Here is a 17,857-nt window from a genome sequence, read left to right on the forward strand (position 1 = left end):
CGGATGTACTACAGCAGTGGTAACTACGAAGCGTTCGCCCGTCCGCGCAAACCCGAAGGGGTGGACCGCAAGTCGGCCTGGTTCGTCGGGGCAGGCCTGGCATCGCTGTCGGGCGCGGCCTTCCTGATCAGGGACGGGCAGCTGCCCGGAGACCGCATCACCGTCCTGGAACGGCTGAAGCTGCCCGGCGGCGCGCTCGACGGCATCAGGGAACCGAAGAAGGGGTTCGTCATCCGCGGTGGGCGCGAGATGGAGAACCACTTCGAATGTCTGTGGGATCTCTACCGTTCGGTGCCCTCGATCGAGATCGACGGCGCCAGCGTGCTCGACGAGTTCTACTGGCTCAACAAGGACGACCCCAACTTCTCGTTGCAGCGCGCCACCGTGAAACGCGGCCAGGACGCGCACACCGACGGCCTGTTCACCCTCACCGATCGCGCGCAGAAGGACATCGTGAAGGTGTTCCTGGCGACCCGCGAGCAGATGGAGAACAAGCGCATCGACGAGGTGTTCGGCGCGGACTTCCTGGCCAGCAATTTCTGGCTGTACTGGCGCACCATGTTCGCGTTCGAGGAATGGCACAGCGCGCTCGAGATGAAGCTGTACCTGCACCGGTTCATCCACCACATCGGCGGCCTGCCGGACTTCTCGGCGCTGAAGTTCACCAAGTACAACCAGTACGAGTCGCTGGTGCTGCCGCTGTACCGCTGGCTGCTCGACCAGGGGGTGGAGTTCCGGTTCGACACCGAGGTCACCGACGTCGACTTCGACATCAGCGGGCCGCGCAAGCAGGCCACCCGGCTGCACTGGGTGTCCGAGGGCGTCGACGGCGGCGTCGACCTGACCGCGGACGACCTGCTGTTCGTCACCATCGGCTCGCTCACCGAGAACTCCGACGAGGGCGATCAGCACACGCCGGCGAAACTCGACGAGGGCCCGGCCCCGGCCTGGGATCTGTGGCGGCGCATCGCGGCCAAGGACCCCGCGTTCGGGCATCCCGACGTCTTCGGCGGCCACATCCCGGAGACCAAATGGGAATCGGCCACGGTCACCACCCTCGACGAACGCATCCCGCGCTACATCCAGAAGATCTGCAAGCGTGACCCGTTCAGCGGCAAGGTGGTCACCGGCGGCATCGTGACGGTGCGGGATTCGTCCTGGCTGATGAGCTGGACGGTGAACCGGCAGCCGCATTTCAAACAGCAGCCCGCCGACCAGATCGTGGTGTGGGTGTACGCGCTTTTCGTCGACAAGCCGGGCGATTTCGTGAAGAAGCCGATGCAGGACTGCACCGGCGCGGAGATCACCCAGGAATGGCTCTACCACCTGGGCGTGCCCGAGGCGGAGATCGCGGAGATGGCCGCCGACGCCGCGACCTGCGTGCCGGTGATGATGCCGTACGTGACGGCGTTCTTCATGCCCCGCCAGGCGGGCGACCGGCCCGACGTGGTGCCAGCGGGCGCGGTGAACTTCGCCTTCATCGGCCAGTTCGCCGAGACGACGCGCGACTGTATCTTCACCACCGAGTACTCGGTGCGCACCGGCATGGAGGCGGCCTACCGGCTGCTCGACATCGAGCGCGGGGTGCCGGAGGTGTTCGCCTCCACCTACGACATCCGGTCGCTGCTGGCCGCCACCAGCCGCCTGCGTGACGGTGCGGAGATGAGCTTGCCCGGACCGGATTTCGTCCGCCGCCGGCTGCTGAAGAAGCTCGACGACACCGAGATCGGGCCGCTGCTGCACGAGTTCGGCCTCCTCGGCGAGGACTAGCGAACACACCGCGGGGCCCGATCCGTCCGGACCGGGCCCCGCGGTGGGTCGTCGACTAGTTCTTGGTGATGTCCACGCCGGGAGCGGCGTCGGTGACGATCGAATCGGTGGCCAGGACCGCACCGCCGCCCTTCTTGCGCCGCGACCGCAGCCGCTTCTCCAGCGTGGTCGCCAGGAAGGTCAGTGCCAGGTTCAGCGAGATCATGATCAGCGCCACGACCATCAGCGCGGGGATGGTGTTCTGCTGCGCGGCACCTTCCTGCTGACCGGCGCGCACCAGTTCCACGTAGGTGATCTGGTAGCCCAGCGCGGTGTCCTTGAGCACCACCACCATCTGCGAGACCAGGGCGGGCAGCATCGCCGTGACCGCCTGCGGCAGCAGGATCAGGCGCATCAGCTGGGTCTTGCGCATGCCCAGCGCCACCGCGGCCTCGGTCTGGCCCTTGGGCAGCGACCGGATGCCCGCGCGCACGATCTCGGCGATGACCGAGGCGTTGTAGATGACCAGCGCGATGACGACCGCGGCCAGCGCCAGATCGTCGGACCGGAAGACCTTGTACTCGCCGAACACGGCGAACAGGAAGATCATCAGGATCAGCACGGGGATCGCCCTGGCCAGCTCGACGATCGCGCCGGCGATCCAGCGGACCCACTTGTGGTCCGACAGCCGCAGGATGCCGAAGATCATGCCGAAGATCAGCGCGAACACGATCGAGATGACCGCCGCGGTCAGCGTGCCCCGCAGACCCGGCAGCAGGTAGGTCTCCCAGACACCCGCTTCCAGGAACGGCTTCCACTTCTCGGCGGTGAACTGGCCCTGCTCGGCGAACGCGTCGTACAGCAGCCAGCCGAAGGCGGCCAGCGCGACGACGACCAGGACCGAGTAGAAGTGATGCCGGACGCGCGCGCGGGGGCCCGGCGCGTCGAACAGGACCGACGCTGCGCTCATCGGGCTACCTCGAATCGCTTGGCCAGCCAGCCGAAGAACAGGCCGGTCGGCAGGGTGAGAATGACGAAGCCGAGGGCGAAGATCGCGCCGATCGCGAGCAGCGCGGCCTCGTTCTCGTTCATCTCGCTCATCAGGAACGCGGCCTCGCCGACGCCGATCACCGAGGCGATGGTCGAGTTCTTCGTCAGGGCGATCAGCACGCTGCCCAGCGGGGCGATGACCGCGCGGAAGGCCTGCGGCAGCACCACCAGGCGCAGGTTCTGCGCGAAGCCGAAGCCGAGCGAGCGGCCCGCCTCGGACTGGCCGAGCGGCACCGTGTTGATGCCCGCGCGCAGCGACTCGCACACGAACGCCGCCGTGTAGACGCTCAGGCCGACGATCGCCCAGCGATAGTTGTTGTCCGCCAGCGAATCACCGGCCAGCTTCCAGCCCAGCGTGGTGTACAGGCCGAGCGAGCAGAAGACGATGATCAGCGTCAGCGGGGTGTTGCGGAAGATCGAGACGTAGACGGAGCCGACCCAGCGCGCGACCGGGATGGGGGACACGCGCATGCCGGCGACGAGGGTGCCGAGGACCAGCGCGCCGATCGCGGAGAAGAACGTCAGCTTGATGGTCACCCAGAAGGCGTCGAGGATTTCGGAGTCGTACCTCGAGATCAGGTCGAACACGGACGCGCGTCCTCCGATCGATGTGGAAGGGTCAGCGGGACTTCACCCGCGATGGCGGCCCGGGAAGTCCCGGGCCGCCATCGCGGAGGTGATCAGTAGCGGTCGACGGTCGGCGGCTGCGGGATCGCGAAACCGGTGCCCGCGAAGGACTTCTCCAGCGCGGCCTTCCACGAACCGTCGGCGATCATGGCCTCGATCGCGTCGTTGATCTTGGTGCGCGCCTCGGACTCGCCCTTCTTGATACCGATGCCGTACTTCTCGGTGGTGAAGGGCTTGTTGACGAGCTTGTAGGAGCCCGGCGACTGCGCGGCGTAGCCGGCGAGGATGACGTTGTCGGTGGTGACCGCGTCCATCGCGCCGCCACGCAGCGCCTCGATGCACAGCGAGTACGTGTCGTAGGTCTGCAGCTGCGCCTGCGGGTACTTGTCCTTGATGTTCTGCGCCGGGGTGGAGCCCTTGACGGAGCAGACCTTCTTGCCCGCGAGCGAGTCGGGGCCGGTGATGTCGGTGTTGTCGGCGCGCACCAGCAGGTCCTGGCCGGCGATGTAGTACGGGCCGGCGAAGTCGACCTTCTCCTTGCGCTTGTCGGTGATCGAGTAGGTCGCGACGACGTAGTCGACCTGACCGTTCTCCAGCAGCGTCTCGCGCTGCGCCGACGGCGACTCCTTGAAGGTGATGTTCTCCGGCTTCACGCCCAGCTTGTCGGCGACGTACTTGGCCACCTCGACGTCGAATCCGCTGTAGGTGCCGTCGGTGTTGCGCAGGCCGAGGCCCGGCTGGTCGAACTTGATGCCGACGGTCAGCTTGCCGTCCTTGGCGTGGTCGAGCACCGACCCCTCGTCACCGCCGCCGCAGCCCGCGGTGAGCGTGGCAGCCAATGCCAGTGCCGCGGCGCCGATTCCGACCCGCATCGCACGATTGATCCTCATCGAGTGTCCTTCTCCTGGTGATGGGTGGATGGTCAGTGACTGAGAATTTTGCCGAGGAAGTCCTTGGCACGGTCCGAGGCGGGCGCGGTGAAGAAGGTCTCGGGCGCGGTGTCCTCGACGATCTCGCCGTCGGCCATGAACAGCACGCGGTCGCCCGCCCGGCGGGCGAAGCCCATCTCGTGGGTCACGACGAGCATCGTCATGCCCTCCTTGGCGAGCGAGACCATCACCTCGAGCACCTCGTTGACCATCTCCGGGTCCAGCGCCGAGGTGGGCTCGTCGAAGAGCATGACCTTCGGGTCCATCGCGAGCGAGCGGGCGATGGCCACGCGCTGCTGCTGACCACCCGAGAGCTGCGCCGGGTACTTCTCGGCCTGGTTGGCGATGCCGACCCGGTCGAGCAGGGCGAGCGCGTTCTTGCGCGCGTCGTCCTTCTTGATGCCGCGGACCTTCAGCGGCGCGAGCATGACGTTCTCGAGGATCGTCTTGTGCGCGAACAGATTGAACGACTGGAACACCATGCCGACCTCGGCGCGCAGCGCGGCCAGCGCCTTGCCTTCGGCGGGCAGGGCGACACCGTCGACGGCGATGTCACCGGAGTCGATCGGTTCGAGCCGGTTGATCGTGCGGCACAGGGTGGACTTGCCCGAGCCCGAGGGGCCCAGGACGATCACGACCTGCCCGCGCGGAACTTCCAGGTTGATGTGGCGCAGAACGTGGAGATCACCGAAGTGTTTGTCCACGTTGCGCATCGAGATCATCGGCGGCGCGCCAGCAGTGGCTGCGGCGTCGGCTTTCCCGGTCGCGGGTGCGGCGTCGTCGGTCATGGTCAGAAACCTTAGGCGTTCTTCGGAGATTTGCCCGGCTTTCCGTGACTCGCCGCAACGGCACGCCGAAACGACACCGGCCGGTAACCTGCCGGTACCACGGGGGACTCCCGGACGCGACGCAGACCACCGCGGGTGCGGCCCGTACCCTGGACGGGTGGATTCGAACGGACAGAACGCGACGGAGCGCGCGCAGACGCAGGCGCGCAGTTACGAGGTCCGCACCTTCGGCTGCCAGATGAACGTACACGACTCCGAACGCTTGTCCGGCCTGCTCGAAGACGCGGGCTATGTGAAGGCGGCGCCCTCGGACACCCCCGACCTGGTGGTGTTCAACACCTGCGCGGTGCGCGAAAACGCCGACAACAAGCTCTACGGCACCCTCGGTCACCTGGCGCCGGTCAAGCAGGGCAGGCCCGGCATGCAGATCGCCGTCGGCGGCTGCCTGGCGCAGAAGGACCGCGAGACCGTCGTGCGCAAGGCGCCCTGGGTCGACGTGGTGTTCGGCACGCACAACATCGGCTCGCTGCCGGTGCTGCTCGAGCGGGCAAGGCACAACGAGGAAGCCCAGGTCGAGATCCTCGAATCGCTCGAGGCGTTCCCCTCGACGCTGCCCGCCAAGCGGGAATCGGCCTATGCGGGCTGGGTGTCGATCTCGGTGGGCTGCAACAACACCTGCACCTTCTGTATCGTGCCCGCGCTGCGCGGCAAGGAGGTCGACCGCCGCCCCGGTGACGTGCTCGCCGAGGTACAGGCCCTGGTCGACCAGGGTGTGCTCGAGGTGACGCTGCTCGGCCAGAACGTCAACTCCTACGGCGTGAACTTCGTCGACCCGGAGCAGCCACGCGATCGCGGGGCCTTCGCCCAGCTCCTGCGCGCGACCGGGCAGATCGAGGGCCTGGAGCGGGTGCGGTTCACCTCCCCGCACCCGGCCGAGTTCACCGACGACGTCATCGAGGCGATGGCGCAGACCCCGACCGTGTGCCCGCAGCTGCACATGCCGCTGCAGTCCGGGTCGGACCGGGTGCTCAAGGCGATGCGCCGCTCCTACCGCAAGGAGCGCTTCCTCGGGATCATCGACAAGGTGCGTGCCGCGATGCCGCACGCCTCGATCACCACCGACATCATCGTCGGCTTCCCGGGTGAGACCGAAGAGGACTTCCAAGAGACCCTGGACGTGGTGCGCCGGGCGCGGTTCACCAGCGCCTACACCTTCCAGTACTCCAAGCGGCCGGGGACACCCGCCGCCGAGCTGCCCGACCAGCTGCCCAAGGCCGTCGTGCAGGAGCGTTACGACCGGCTGATCGCGCTGCAGGAGCAGGTCTCCCTCGAGGCCAACCAGGCACTGATCGGCACCGAGGTGGAGCTGCTCGTCGCCGACGGCGCGGGCAAGAAGAACGCCGCCACCGCCCGGATGAGCGGCCGCGCGCGCGACGGCAGGCTGGTGCACTTCCGGCCCGGCGCCGACGCCGGGATCCGGCCGGGCGACCTCGTCGTCGTCGACATCACCGAGGCCGCGCCGCACCACCTGATCGCCGACGGCGTGGTGAAGTCGCACCGGCGCACCAGGGCGGGCGACGCGCACGAGCGCGGCGTGACGCCGAAGACCGAACCGATCGGCGTCGGCCTCGGGCTGCCGCGGATCGGCGCGCCCGCGGTCGAGCCGGTCAGCAGTGGCTGCTCGACCGGCTGCTCGTGACCGCGACGCCGGAGGAACCCGAATCTACTACCGGACGTAGTGGGTCGGGTGCCGGTGGCGCGGACGGGGATGGCACAGTAGAGCCCGGCGCACACGAGACCAGCAACGAGCAGCCTGCGGACAGGAGCGATGACGCGGTGAACCGGGTGGACGACAAGGAATTCGAACAGTTCCGCGGCGAACTCGACGCGGTGGAACGCCGCATCGCCGGCGAGATCGATCCCGGCGCGCGGGCGCTGGTCGTGGCGGGCGCGGTCTTCGCGCTGCTGATCTCGCTGGTGCTGCCGACGGCGGGCACCGCGCGCGGCTTCGACGTGCTGCTGAACACCGAGGCCGCGGGCGTCGAGCATATCGGCCTGCCCTCCCGGATCTTCGTCTGGCTGGTCATCGTCTTCGGCGTCGGCTTCTCGCTGCTCGCGCTGACCACTCGCCGCTGGGTGCTGGCCTGGCTGGCCTGCGCCGGTTCGGCGGTCGCCAGCGTGTTCGGCGTACTGTCGATCTGGCACCGGCAGACCCCGGGCCTGGGCAACTACGAGGGCGCGGGCCCCGGCATCGGCCTGATCCTGGGCACGATCGCGATCATGGTGCTCACCTTCCACTGGATCCGCGTCGTCTGGAGCCGGACCGCCGTGCAGCTCGCCGCCGAGGAACAGCGCCGTAACGCCGCGCGCGAGGCGGAGGAACGCGACCGCAAGCGCCTGACCGGCGAAGAGTAGTCCCCGAACGAAGAAACCCCCGACCGGACCGGTCGGGGGTTTCTTGCTGTCTCAGCGGTTGCTGACCGCGCCTTCGGCGGCCTCGGCCCATTCCCGCCACTGCTTGGCCTGCTCGAGCGCCTTTTCCGCGTCGCGCTTCTTGCCCGCCGCGGTGGCCTTGGCGGCCTGCTCCTCGAACTGGGCGACCCGCTCGCGGAACTGCGCGGCGCGCGCCACGGCCTCCGGATCGGTGCGGCGCCACTGCTGGTCGGCGGCGTCGCGCACGCGCTTCTCGATCGCGCGCAGCTTGCCTTCCAGCTCCTGCATGCGCTCGCGCGGCACCTTGCCGATGGCGTCCCACTTGTCCTGCAGTTCGCGCAGCGCGTTGCGGGCGCCGTCGAGCCCGGTGGCCGGGTCGATGTGCTCGTAGGCGCGCAGCAGCTCCTGCTTGGCGGTGGCGTTGTGCTCGAACTCGGCGTCACGCTCGGAGACCGCCGCGTTGCGGGCGGCGAAGAACACGTCCTGGGCGCTCTTGAACCGCCGCCACAGCGCCTCGTCGGCCTCGCGTGGTGCGCGGCCCGCCGCCTTCCACTCGGTGAGCAGATCGCGGAACACCGCGGCCGTGCCGGTCCAGTCGGTGGAGCCGGACAGCTCCTCGGCGCGCACGCACAGCTCTTCCTTGCGCGTCTTGGCCGAGGCGCGCTCGCGGTCGAGCTCGGCGAAGTGCGCGCCGCGGCGGCGGTTGAACGCCTCGCGGGCCTTGGAATAGCGCTTCCACAGGGCGTCGTCGACCTTGCGGTCGACCCCGCGGATGGACTTCCACTCGTCGAGGATCTCGCGCAGCCGATCGCCCGCGTGCTTCCACTGGGTGGACTCGGCGGCGATCTGCTCGGCCTCGGCGGCGAGGGCTTCCTTGCGCTCGGTGTGCTCGTGCCGGGCGCGCTCCTTCTCCTCCTTGGCGTGCGCGGCGGCTTCCTCGGAGTGCTCGGCGATCGCCTGCAGGCGATCGGCCAGACCGTCGATGTCGCCGATGACGGCCGCGGTCGGCAGCGACTCGGCGATCGTCAGCGCGGCGGCCTTGGTCTTGCGGGCGTCGGCGCCCGCGGCCAGCCTGGCCTCGAGCAGCGCGACCTCGGTGGCCAGGTCGTCGAAGCGGCGGCCGAAGTGCTCGAGCCCCTCGGCGGCGTCGCCCGCCTGCCAGGACCCGATGATCCGCTCGCCGTCGGCGGTCTTGACCCACGCGGTGCCGTCCTCGTCGACGCGGCCCCACTTGCTGGGGTCGGTCACCGTCGGCACGACCACCGCGTGCGGATGCGGTTGATCGGGGCCCGGCGCCGGTTTCACGGCGTGGGGCTTCGGCGGACGCGGAGACTTTCCGCCGGGCTTGGGGGTACCGGACGGTCGCGGGCCCGGACCGGGGGTGGGCTTCGCGGTTCCGTTGCTGTCGGTCATTGCTCTCCGTCCCTGCCGCGCGTCACGGCTGCCTGGTTACGCCCTAGCACATCCCATTGAACCCGGTCGGAGCCGAGGAAACCATCGATCCGAGCGATCGGATGCCGGATTTCCTGGGATTTCGTCCCGGACGACGTGGGTAGTCGCACCTGAAAACACTAGCAATCTCGGTGGGCATCACCGCGCCGGACACTCGCAGACGCCTCCCTCGTCGCGGTGCGGCGGGTGCGGCCCCCCACCCGCGCTCCGGCTACGGTTACCCGGTGTTCTCGATAGCGGCCCTGGTCCCGTCGCCGCCGATGCTGGTGCCCGAACTGTGTGGGCGCCCGGTGGCGGCCGACAGCGATCCCGACGACCCGACCGCGGTGCTGCGCGCCGCCGCCCTCGCCGCCGCGGCCGCGCTCGCCGCGGCGGCCGACCGCTGGACGGTCCTCGGCGTCGGCGCGCACGACCAGAACTTCGCGGCCACGACCAGAGGGACGTTTCGTGGTTTCGGCGCCGACGTCGTCGTCGGGCTCGGCCCGGCCGGCCCGGATCCGGTCCCAGCAGACCCCCAGCTTCCGCTGCCGGTGCTGGTCGCCGGATGGTTGCGCGAGCGGGTCGCGCCCGGGACCTCGGTGACGGCGCGGCTGCTCGCCGCCGACACCGCGCCGGCGGACTGCGTCCGCGCTGGCGCGGCGCTGCGGGCCGCACTCGACGCCGATCCCGCCCCGCACGCAGTGCTCGTCGTCGCCGACGGCGCGGCGACGCTGACGGTCGGGGCGCCCGGCTATCTGGACGAGCGTGCGGCACCGGTCCAGGACGCGCTCGACGCCGCGCTGCGCGACGGCTCGCGCAGCGGTCTGGCCACGCTCGACCCCGCGCTGTGCGCGCAGCTGCTGCTCGACGGGCGAGCCGCCTACCAGGTACTCGGCGGTCTGTTCGCCGCCGATCCGGCCGATCCCAGGGTGCGTACCCTCTATCAGGGCGCACCCTATGGTGTCGGCTACGACGTGAGCGTGTGGGAACCCGGTGGGCAGGAAGGTAGCGGCGAGTGACGAGCAGGCCGGGGCGCCCCATCGCGGTCGTCGGCCCCACCGCCACCGGCAAGTCCGATCTGGCGCTCGACCTGGCCGAACGGCTCGACGGCGAGATCGTCAACATCGACGCGATGCAGCTCTACCGCGGCATGGACGTCGGCACCGCGAAACTGCCGCCGGACCAGCGCCGGGGCATCCCGCATCATCTGCTCGACGTCCTCGACGTCACCGAGACCGCGACGGTCGCCGCCTACCAGAGCGCCGCGAGCGCCGTCGTCGCGGACATCACGGCGCGCGGGCGCACCCCGGTCATCGTCGGGGGCTCGATGATGTACGTGCAGGCGCTGCTGGACCAGTGGGATTTCCCGGCCACCGACCCGGCGGTCCGCGCCCGCTGGGAGACGCTGCTGGCCGAGGGCGGTGTGGTGGCCGTGCACGCCGCGTTGCGCGCGGCCGATCCGGTCGCGGCCGCCACCATCCTGCCCACCGACGGCAGGCGGATGGTGCGCGCGCTCGAGGTCGTCGAGCTGACGGGGCAGCCGTTCGCCGCGTCGGCGCCGACCATCGGCACGCCGCGCTGGGACACCGTCATCCTCGGCGTCGACCGGGAGACCGCCGCGCTGGACGCCCGCATCGAGGCCCGCACGGCCCTCATGTTCGACACCGGTCTGGTCGAGGAGGTGCGTGGGCTGCTCGAGGTCGGCCTGCGTGAAGGCCAGACCGCCCGTCGCGCGATCGGCTACGCCCAGGTGCTGGCCCATCTCGACGGTGAGTACGACCTCGCCCACGCCCGCGAGCGCACCCTGATCGGCACCCGCCGGTACGTGCGCAGGCAGCGGTCGTGGTTCCGCCGCGATCCCCGGGTGGCCTGGGTCGACGGCGCCGATCCCGAGCTCGCCGCGACCGCGCTGGCCCTGCTCTCCACGCACCGAACAGACCCGACAGGACGGACAGCGCAGTGACGCGACGAGTGAGTACCCGCAACGCCTCGGTGCAGGTGTGGCAGGCCTATCTCAACAACCGGACGAAACGTCATCGTGACGGCCGGTTCCTCGTGCAGGGCGTGCGACCGATCACCCAGGCGCTGGCCAACGACTGGCCGCTGGAGACCCTGCTCTACCGGCTGGGCACCCCCGAACTGTCCAGCTGGGCGCGCGAGGTGCTCGACACCGCCGATGTGCCACAGGTCGGGCTGGTGCCCGAGCTGATGGCCGAGCTGGGGGAGAAGGCGGCGAGCGTGCCGGAGATCGTCGCGGTCGCGGTGTCGCGTCAGCCGGACCTGGCCGACTACGCGCCGGGCGAACCGGGCGAGGACGCGCCGGTCGTGGTCGTGTTCGATCGCCCGAACTCGCCGGGCAACCTGGGCACGCTGATCCGCTCGGCGGACGCCTTCGGCGCGTCGGGCGTGATCGTCACCGGCCACGGCGCCGACCAGTTCGACCCGCAGGCCGTGCGCGCCTCCACCGGCTCGCTGTTCGCGGTCCCGGTGCTGCGCGCGGCCGGGCCCGCCCAGGTGCTCGAGTTCCGCGACCGCCAGGTGGCTCGCGGCATCCCCACCCGCATCGTCGGCACCGACGAGGACGCGCCGAGCACCATCTACGACTACGACTTCACCGAGGCCACGATCCTGGTGGTCGGCAACGAGACCACCGGGATGAGCTCGGCCTGGGCCGAGGCCTGCGACGACCTGGTGACCATCCCGATGGGCGGCACCGCCAGCTCGCTGGGCGCGCCGTCGGCGGGCGCGATCAGCCTGTACGAGATCGCCCGCCAGCGGCGCACCTTCGCCCGGTAACGCGGCACCCGGCGGCACAGGGGAGAATGACGACGTGTCCGACATCGAATTCAGCAAAGGCCACGGCACCCAGAACGATTTCGTGGTGCTGCCCGACCCGCAGGTCCGGCTCGACCTGACCGTCGACCGGATCGCCGCGCTGTGCGATCGGCAGCGCGGTCTCGGCGCCGACGGCGTGCTGCGGGTCGCGACGGCGGGCGCGCTGGTCGAGGCGGGTGTCCTCGCCGCCCTGCCCGCGGGTGTCGCCGCCGCCGACTGGTTCATGGACTACCGCAACGCCGACGGCTCGATCGCCGAGATGTGCGGCAACGGCGTGCGGGTGTTCGCGCACTACCTCGCCGCGTCCGGGCTGGAATCGCGCACCGAGTTCGTGGTCGGCAGCCGCGCGGGCGCCCGGCCGGTCGTGGTGCACGCGGCCGGACCGGTCGACGGTGAGGTCACCGTCGACATGGGCGTCGTCCGGGAACTCGGGCCGTCCACCGCCACCCTGGGCGGCTGGGCGCTGTCGGGTATCGGCATCGATGTCGGCAATCCGCACCTGGCCTGCGTCGACGTGGGACTCACCGCCGACGCGCTGGCCAAGCTGGATCTGGCCGTCTCGCCCGGCTTCGATCCCGACCTGTTCCCGCACGGGGTCAACGTCGAGATCCTCACCGCCCTCGGCCCCGACAACGCGGTCGACATGCGCGTCTACGAACGTGGCGTCGGCGAGACCCGGTCCTGCGGAACGGGAACCGTGGCCGCCGCGGCCGCCGCGCTGACCGCCGCCGGCGTCTCGGTGGGCACCGGATCCGGCGAGGTGACCGTGCGGGTCCCCGGCGGCCAGGTCCGGGTCACGGTCGATCGGGGCCGGGCCTGGTTGCGCGGTCCGTCGGTGCTGCTGGCCACCGGCACGCTGTCGCGGGACTGGTGGGACGCGCTGGAGCGCCGATAACCGGATGCACGGTGTCACCGTGACGTGGCAGCATAGAGGGCGTATGACGAAACCAGAAACCCCCACAGACCCCCACTCGACCGAGCACACCGCCGCGGCCGAGCCCGACGTGGCCGCCGATCGCGGCGACGTCGACGACGCGCTGGCCCGCCACGCGGCCCGCATGCGGCAGCCCGGCTGGTCCCCCGAACCCACCGTCGGCGAGATGCAGCTCGACGAGCGCTCCTCGCTGCGCCGTGTCGCCGGACTGTCCACCGAACTCACCGACATCACCGAGGTCGAATACCGGCAGCTGCGCCTGGAACGGGTCGTGCTGGTCGGGGTGTGGACCACCGGCAGCTCCGCGCAGGCCGAGGCGAGCATGGTCGAGCTGGCCGCGCTGGCCGAGACCGCGGGCTCGGAGGTCCTCGAAGGCCTGATCCAGCGCCGCGACAAGCCCGACCCGGCCACCTACATCGGTTCCGGCAAGGCCGAGGAACTGCGCACCGTGGTCCTCGAGACCGGCGCCGACACCGTGATCTGCGACGGTGAACTCACCCCGGCGCAGCTGACCGCGCTGGAGAAGGTCGTCAAGGTGAAGGTCATCGACCGCACCGCGCTGATCCTCGACATCTTCGCCCAGCACGCCACCTCCCGCGAGGGCAAGGCCCAGGTCGCGCTGGCGCAGATGGAGTACATGCTGCCCCGCCTGCGCGGCTGGGGTGAGTCGATGTCCCGCCAGGCCGGTGGCCGCGCGGGCAGCAACGGCGGTGTCGGTCTGCGTGGTCCCGGTGAGACCAAGATCGAAACCGACCGTCGCCGCATCCGCGAGCGGATGGCCAAGCTGCGCCGGGAGATCCGCGAGATGAAGACCGCGCGCGACACCATGCGCGCGCGCCGCGCCGGCAGCGGCGTCCCCGCGATCGCGATCGTCGGCTACACCAACGCGGGCAAGTCGAGCCTGATGAACGCGCTCACCGGCGCGGGCCTGCTGGTGCAGGACGCGCTGTTCGCCACCCTCGATCCGACCACCCGGCGGGCCGCGCTCGACGACGGCCGCGAGATGGTGTTCACCGACACCGTCGGCTTCGTCCGGCACCTGCCCACCCAGCTGGTCGAGGCGTTCCGCTCGACGCTGGAGGAGGTCACCGGCGCCGATCTGCTGCTGCACGTCGTCGACGGGTCCGATCCGCTGCCGCTCGAGCAGATCAAGGCGGTCCGCGAGGTGATCACCGACGTGATCAAGGAGCAGGGCACCGCCGCGCCGCCGGAACTGCTGGTGGTCAACAAGATCGACGCGGCCGACCCGAACGAGCTCACCCGGCTGCGCGGGCTGCTGCCCGACGCGGCCTTCGTCTCGGCGCAGACCGGTGCCGGGGTGGAGGAGCTGCGCGAGCGGCTCTCGGAGGTGCTCGGCGGGCTCGATGTCGACATCAGCGTGCTGCTGCCCTACAGCCGCGGCGATCTGCTGGCGCGCATCCACGCCGACGGCCGGATCATCACCTCCGAGCACGAGGAAGGCGGCACCAGGGTCCGCGCGCGGGTACCGCACGCGCTGGCCGCCGCCCTGTCGGAATACGCGCATTCGGGCCCGGCGGAGGCCGTGCCGAACTGATCCGACCAGCGGGGTTTGCCGCGAGTTAGCGGTCAACGCCGATGCGACACAGCCATTTTCGGGCGCTATGGTCGATTGTCGACAGCAGGAGGGTGTTATGTCGAATGACCAGCGGGGTCCAGGAATGGTGAACGAGAACAGGGCGGGATCGGTCGAGCAGGGCGACCGGATCCTCTCCGACAACGCGCCGTTGAATCCGACGCCGAGCGAGTGGGAGATCCGCGCGTTCGAGGCGGTGTTCGCGCCGGTGCGGGCGTGGGCGAGTCCGCGGTTCTACGGTCTGGAGAACATCCCGGCCGAGGGGCCGGTGTTGATCGTGGCCAACCACAATCTGCTCGGCGGGATCGACGCGCCGTTGCTGATGCCGGAGATTCTGCGGCAGCGCGGACGTTTGGTGCGCGGCCTGGCCGAGCACGTGCTGATGGTGCCCGGCGTGCGGGAGATCCTGCATCGCTTCGGCGCGGTGCGCGGCACCCGCAACAACTGCCTGGCGCTGCTGGAGCGGGGCGAGGCCGTGGTCGTGTTCCCCGGTGGCGGCCGGGAGGCGATCCGACGCAAGGGTGAGAAGTACGTGCTCAAGTGGGAGGGTCGGACCGGCTTCGCGCGGATGGCGATCCAGGCGGGGGTGCCGATCGTGCCGCTGGCGATGATCGGTGTCGACGACGCGTTCGACATCGTCTTCGACGGCCAGCACCCGGTGATGCGCCCGCTGCGCTGGACCTGCAGCCTGCTCGGTATCAACCCCGAGCTGAATCCGCCGATGGTCAAGGGCATCGGCCCGACGCCGCTGCCCCGCCCGGAACGGTTCTACTTCTCGGCGGGCGCGCCGATCGACCCGGCGCCCTGGCTCGAGGCCGACGACCTCGACGCCGCGGCCATCGATCTGCGCGATGTCGTGCGCAAGGGGCTCGAGGAAGAACTCCAGTTCCTGTTCAACGAACGCGAGCGCGACTCCGGCCGCACCCTGATCGGTCGCCTGCGCGGCGCCCTGCCCTTCTGACCTTCGCCGGCCGGCGCCGTGGAATGCCCGCGGCGCCGCCCGCGTTAACCGCTATGCGGACCATAGTCCGGATGACGGAAGGTGACGACGATGGCGACGGCGCAGGTACAGGTGGTCCCGGGCGCGGAACGTGCGCACTGGTGGAACGCCTGGCTCGACTCCCGGCAGTCCTTCCCGGCGACGGGCAACTTCGTCCTCGAGGACAACGCGCACGGGCTGCTGCTGGTGCACAACGAGGACATCGTCGGCCCCGGTGAGGGCTTCGACACCCATCAGCACCGCGACACCGAGATTCTCACCTGGGTCCTGGAGGGCACCGTGGTGCACCAGGACTCGGCCGGGCATTCCGGGGTGATCCATCCGGGCCTGGCCCAGCGGATGAGCGCGGGCACCGGCATCCGGCACTCCGAACGCAACGGCGCGGGCTACCGGGAACGCGAGCGCCTGCACGTCGTGCAGATGTGGATCCCGCCGGACACTCCCGGCGTCGGGCCGAGCTACCAGGAACTCGACATCGAGGACGCGCTGCGCCGCAACGCCCTGCTGCCCGTCGCCTCCGGCATGTCGCGCCACCGTGCCGACGCCGCGATCGGCATCGGCAACCGGCACGCCACGTTCCATGTGGCGCGGCTGGACCCGGGACACTCGATCACCGTGCCCGACGCGCCCTACGGGCACGTCTTCGTCGCCCGCGGTTCCGTCGACTTCGAGGACCACGGCGCGCTGGCGCAGGGCGACGCCGTGCGCCTGACCGCCACCGGCGGCCACCGCGTCACCGCGCTGACCGCCGCCGAACTGCTGATCTGGGAGATGGACGCGGCCGTGCGCGACTGAGCGCGCGCAGGGCCCCGGCTCAGATCTTGCGGATGACGGTGACGACCTTGCCGAGAATTTGCGCGTCGTTGCCCGGAATCGGTTCGAAATGCGGGTTGTGCGGCATCAGCCACACGTCCTTGCCGGTGCGCTTGAACGTCTTCACCGTCGCCTCGCCGTCGATCATGGCGGCGACGATGTCGCCACCCTCGGCGACGTTCTGCTGCCGGACCACGACCCAGTCGCCGTCGCAGATGGCCGCGTCGACCATGGACTGGCCGACGACCTTGAGCAGGAACAGTGAGCCGTCGCCGACCAGCTCGCGGGGGAGCGGAAAGACGTCCTCCACGGCCTGCTCGGCCAGGATCGGCCCACCGGCGGCGATCCGGCCGAGCACCGGAACGAAGGTCGGCGTCGGCCTGCTCGCGTCGACCTCGTCGGGCGCGTCGACGGGCAGCGTCGTCACCGAGCGGACCGCCTCGTCCAGGCCGCGGACATTCACCGCGCGCGGACGATTCGGGTCGCGGCGCAGATACCCCTTGCGCTCGAGCGCGCGCAGCTGGTGTGCCACCGAGGAGGTGGAGGTGAGCCCGACCGCGTCGCCGATCTCGCGGATGCTGGGCGGATAGCCGCGCTCGGTCACCGAGGTGCGGATGACGTCGAGGACCGTGCGCTGACGCACGGTGAGATCCGCGCCGGATCCCGATGTGACGGTGCCGGTAGCGCTTTCGTCACCCGTGTCGTCTGTGTGGGTCACCGTGTCCCGCCCTTCCGCTGGTCGATTTCGCCTTTCCGACGTTAGTCGTGCCACGCCGAAGTATCAAACATCTGTTCGAGCATGTCGGGCGTTTCGTGCTGACATCGCCTCGGCGGCGTGGTAGAAATCGAACATCAGTTCGTCGCACAGGTGTTCGAACAATGTGTGACACAGCGGCTTCACCAGCACTTCCTTCAGCAGCGGAGCACACCACCCCGGAGGTTCTTCCGATGAGCACAGCGACCAGCGCCCTGCGTTCCTACGACCATGCCGCCTACCCCGAGCCGATCGTCCGGCGTCGCCGCGACGCCCGTGTGCGACGGCCGTTCTCGCTCGTGCGCGGCGTCGGCGCCGGCTCGCTGGTCCGCCGCCCCGCGCCGGTGCCGCCGCCGCTGGTGGCGAGTCCCGAGATCTCGCGCGGGCCCGCCGCAGAGGTGTTCGCCGCGTACGGGACCGACGGTCTGGCCGCCGCCCGTGACGTGCTCGTCGCGGCATCGGCGCGGCCGGTCGACGCCGAGCTCGATCGCGCCTTCGCCACGGTGCCGCAGACGGAGGCGCCGCGCCGCACGCGCGAGCCCGCCCGGACCGAGCAGGGACCGCGGCAAGCGGGCCGTCGCACCGACGCGGCGCTGTACGACCGCGTGTCCGGCGCTCGGCGGGCCAGGGGAGTGCATCCGGTGCGCCGGGTCGAACAGGCCCAGATCGGTTTCGCCGCACTGGCGGTGGCGGCCCTGGTGACGGCGATCGTCGTCGTGGCCTTCCTCGGTCTGGCGCACCTGCGTGCCGGGAGCTTCGGTGATCGGTTCGAGCCGGCGAATCCCGGGATTTCGCAGTCGGTGGACGCCGGGACGGGCGGACTGTCCGGGACAGTCAACTAGGGTGAAAAGACCTGGACAGAAAGGGTTTTCGGATCGTCCGGGCGGTTCGGAAGATCAACGGCGTCACCGAAAAGCGTC

Annotated in this window: 17 protein-coding genes; 11 read left to right on the forward strand and 6 right to left on the reverse strand. The window is 70.2% G+C overall.

What is annotated here, in order from left to right:
• Nucleotides 1-3: 3 nt before the first annotated feature.
• Nucleotides 4-1,770 carry an oleate hydratase gene (locus ACFVW6_RS21060; RefSeq protein WP_378831223.1) on the forward strand — a complete coding sequence of 589 codons (1,767 nt, stop codon included), beginning with the start codon at nucleotides 4-6 and terminating at the stop codon, nucleotides 1,768-1,770.
• A 55-nt stretch (nucleotides 1,771-1,825) separates the two neighbouring features.
• On the opposite strand, the gene ACFVW6_RS21065 is transcribed toward ACFVW6_RS21060, so the two are convergent.
• The 4 genes from ACFVW6_RS21065 to ACFVW6_RS21080 form a co-directional block, all read right to left on the reverse strand.
• Nucleotides 1,826-2,719: an amino acid ABC transporter permease gene (locus ACFVW6_RS21065; RefSeq protein WP_378831221.1), complete on the reverse strand. Its 894-nt coding sequence runs from the start codon at nucleotides 2,717-2,719 to the stop codon at nucleotides 1,826-1,828.
• Nucleotides 2,716-3,387: an amino acid ABC transporter permease gene (locus ACFVW6_RS21070; protein WP_355277669.1), complete on the reverse strand. Its 672-nt coding sequence runs from the start codon at nucleotides 3,385-3,387 to the stop codon at nucleotides 2,716-2,718. Before ACFVW6_RS21070 ends, ACFVW6_RS21065 begins: the two co-directional genes overlap by 4 nt.
• A 92-nt stretch (nucleotides 3,388-3,479) precedes the next feature.
• The gene (locus ACFVW6_RS21075; protein ID WP_355277667.1) at nucleotides 3,480-4,316 is read right to left on the reverse strand and encodes a glutamate ABC transporter substrate-binding protein; all 837 of its coding nucleotides are present in this window, start codon (nucleotides 4,314-4,316) and stop codon (nucleotides 3,480-3,482) included.
• 32 nt (nucleotides 4,317-4,348) lie between these two features.
• Complete coding sequence (locus ACFVW6_RS21080; RefSeq protein WP_355277854.1) at nucleotides 4,349-5,077, reverse strand: amino acid ABC transporter ATP-binding protein; 729 nt, start codon at nucleotides 5,075-5,077, stop codon at nucleotides 4,349-4,351.
• A gap of 223 nt (nucleotides 5,078-5,300) precedes the next feature.
• Between ACFVW6_RS21080 and miaB the strand changes: the two genes are divergently transcribed.
• Both miaB and ACFVW6_RS21090 read left to right on the forward strand, forming a co-directional pair.
• Nucleotides 5,301-6,842, forward strand: coding sequence for a tRNA (N6-isopentenyl adenosine(37)-C2)-methylthiotransferase MiaB (gene miaB, locus ACFVW6_RS21085; protein WP_365006895.1), 1,542 nt, complete (start codon nucleotides 5,301-5,303; stop codon nucleotides 6,840-6,842).
• Nucleotides 6,843-6,979: 137 nt separating this feature from the next.
• Nucleotides 6,980-7,558, forward strand: a complete 579-nt coding sequence (locus tag ACFVW6_RS21090) for a hypothetical protein (protein ID WP_355277665.1) — start codon at nucleotides 6,980-6,982, stop codon at nucleotides 7,556-7,558.
• Between the two features lie 51 nt (nucleotides 7,559-7,609).
• Here the strand turns inward: ACFVW6_RS21090 and ACFVW6_RS21095 are convergent, their stop codons facing one another.
• Nucleotides 7,610-8,989, reverse strand: coding sequence for a DUF349 domain-containing protein (locus tag ACFVW6_RS21095; RefSeq protein ID WP_378831216.1), 1,380 nt, complete (start codon nucleotides 8,987-8,989; stop codon nucleotides 7,610-7,612).
• Between the two features lie 263 nt (nucleotides 8,990-9,252).
• Here ACFVW6_RS21095 and ACFVW6_RS21100 point away from each other — a divergent pair, with 263 nt between their 5' ends.
• The 7 genes from ACFVW6_RS21100 to ACFVW6_RS21130 all read left to right on the forward strand — a co-directional run bounded on the left by ACFVW6_RS21100 (nucleotide 9,253) and on the right by ACFVW6_RS21130 (nucleotide 16,165).
• Nucleotides 9,253-10,026 (forward strand): hypothetical protein, encoded by a 774-nt coding sequence (locus ACFVW6_RS21100; RefSeq protein ID WP_378831212.1) that lies wholly within the window; start codon nucleotides 9,253-9,255, stop codon nucleotides 10,024-10,026.
• Nucleotides 10,023-10,970, forward strand: coding sequence for a tRNA (adenosine(37)-N6)-dimethylallyltransferase MiaA (gene miaA, locus ACFVW6_RS21105; RefSeq protein ID WP_355277660.1), 948 nt, complete (start codon nucleotides 10,023-10,025; stop codon nucleotides 10,968-10,970). Before ACFVW6_RS21100 ends, miaA begins: the two co-directional genes overlap by 4 nt.
• Nucleotides 10,971-10,978: 8 nt before the next feature.
• Nucleotides 10,979-11,803, forward strand: coding sequence for a TrmH family RNA methyltransferase (locus tag ACFVW6_RS21110; protein ID WP_316575495.1), 825 nt, complete (start codon nucleotides 10,979-10,981; stop codon nucleotides 11,801-11,803).
• 43 nt (nucleotides 11,804-11,846) lie between these two features.
• Nucleotides 11,847-12,737, forward strand: coding sequence for a diaminopimelate epimerase (gene dapF, locus ACFVW6_RS21115; RefSeq protein WP_378831332.1), 891 nt, complete (start codon nucleotides 11,847-11,849; stop codon nucleotides 12,735-12,737).
• Nucleotides 12,738-12,900: 163 nt separating this feature from the next.
• The gene (gene hflX, locus ACFVW6_RS21120; protein ID WP_355277849.1) at nucleotides 12,901-14,331 is read left to right on the forward strand and encodes a GTPase HflX; all 1,431 of its coding nucleotides are present in this window, start codon (nucleotides 12,901-12,903) and stop codon (nucleotides 14,329-14,331) included.
• Between the two features lie 124 nt (nucleotides 14,332-14,455).
• On the forward strand, nucleotides 14,456-15,331 hold the full coding sequence (locus ACFVW6_RS21125) for a lysophospholipid acyltransferase family protein (protein WP_378831209.1): 876 nt from the start codon (nucleotides 14,456-14,458) through the stop codon (nucleotides 15,329-15,331).
• Between the two features lie 90 nt (nucleotides 15,332-15,421).
• Nucleotides 15,422-16,165, forward strand: coding sequence for a pirin family protein (locus tag ACFVW6_RS21130; RefSeq protein ID WP_378831206.1), 744 nt, complete (start codon nucleotides 15,422-15,424; stop codon nucleotides 16,163-16,165).
• A 19-nt stretch (nucleotides 16,166-16,184) separates the two neighbouring features.
• Here ACFVW6_RS21130 and lexA read toward each other — a convergent pair whose 3' ends face one another.
• Nucleotides 16,185-16,901, reverse strand: a complete 717-nt coding sequence (lexA, locus tag ACFVW6_RS21135; RefSeq protein ID WP_355277648.1) for a transcriptional repressor LexA — start codon at nucleotides 16,899-16,901, stop codon at nucleotides 16,185-16,187.
• Between the two features lie 230 nt (nucleotides 16,902-17,131).
• Between lexA and ACFVW6_RS21140 the strand changes: the two genes are divergently transcribed.
• Complete coding sequence (locus ACFVW6_RS21140; RefSeq protein ID WP_378831203.1) at nucleotides 17,132-17,779, forward strand: hypothetical protein; 648 nt, start codon at nucleotides 17,132-17,134, stop codon at nucleotides 17,777-17,779.
• Nucleotides 17,780-17,857: the final 78 nt, after the last annotated feature.

The organism is Nocardia sp. NPDC058244 (assembly GCF_042882065.1).
In the GTDB taxonomy this organism is placed as follows: domain Bacteria; phylum Actinomycetota; class Actinomycetes; order Mycobacteriales; family Mycobacteriaceae; genus Nocardia.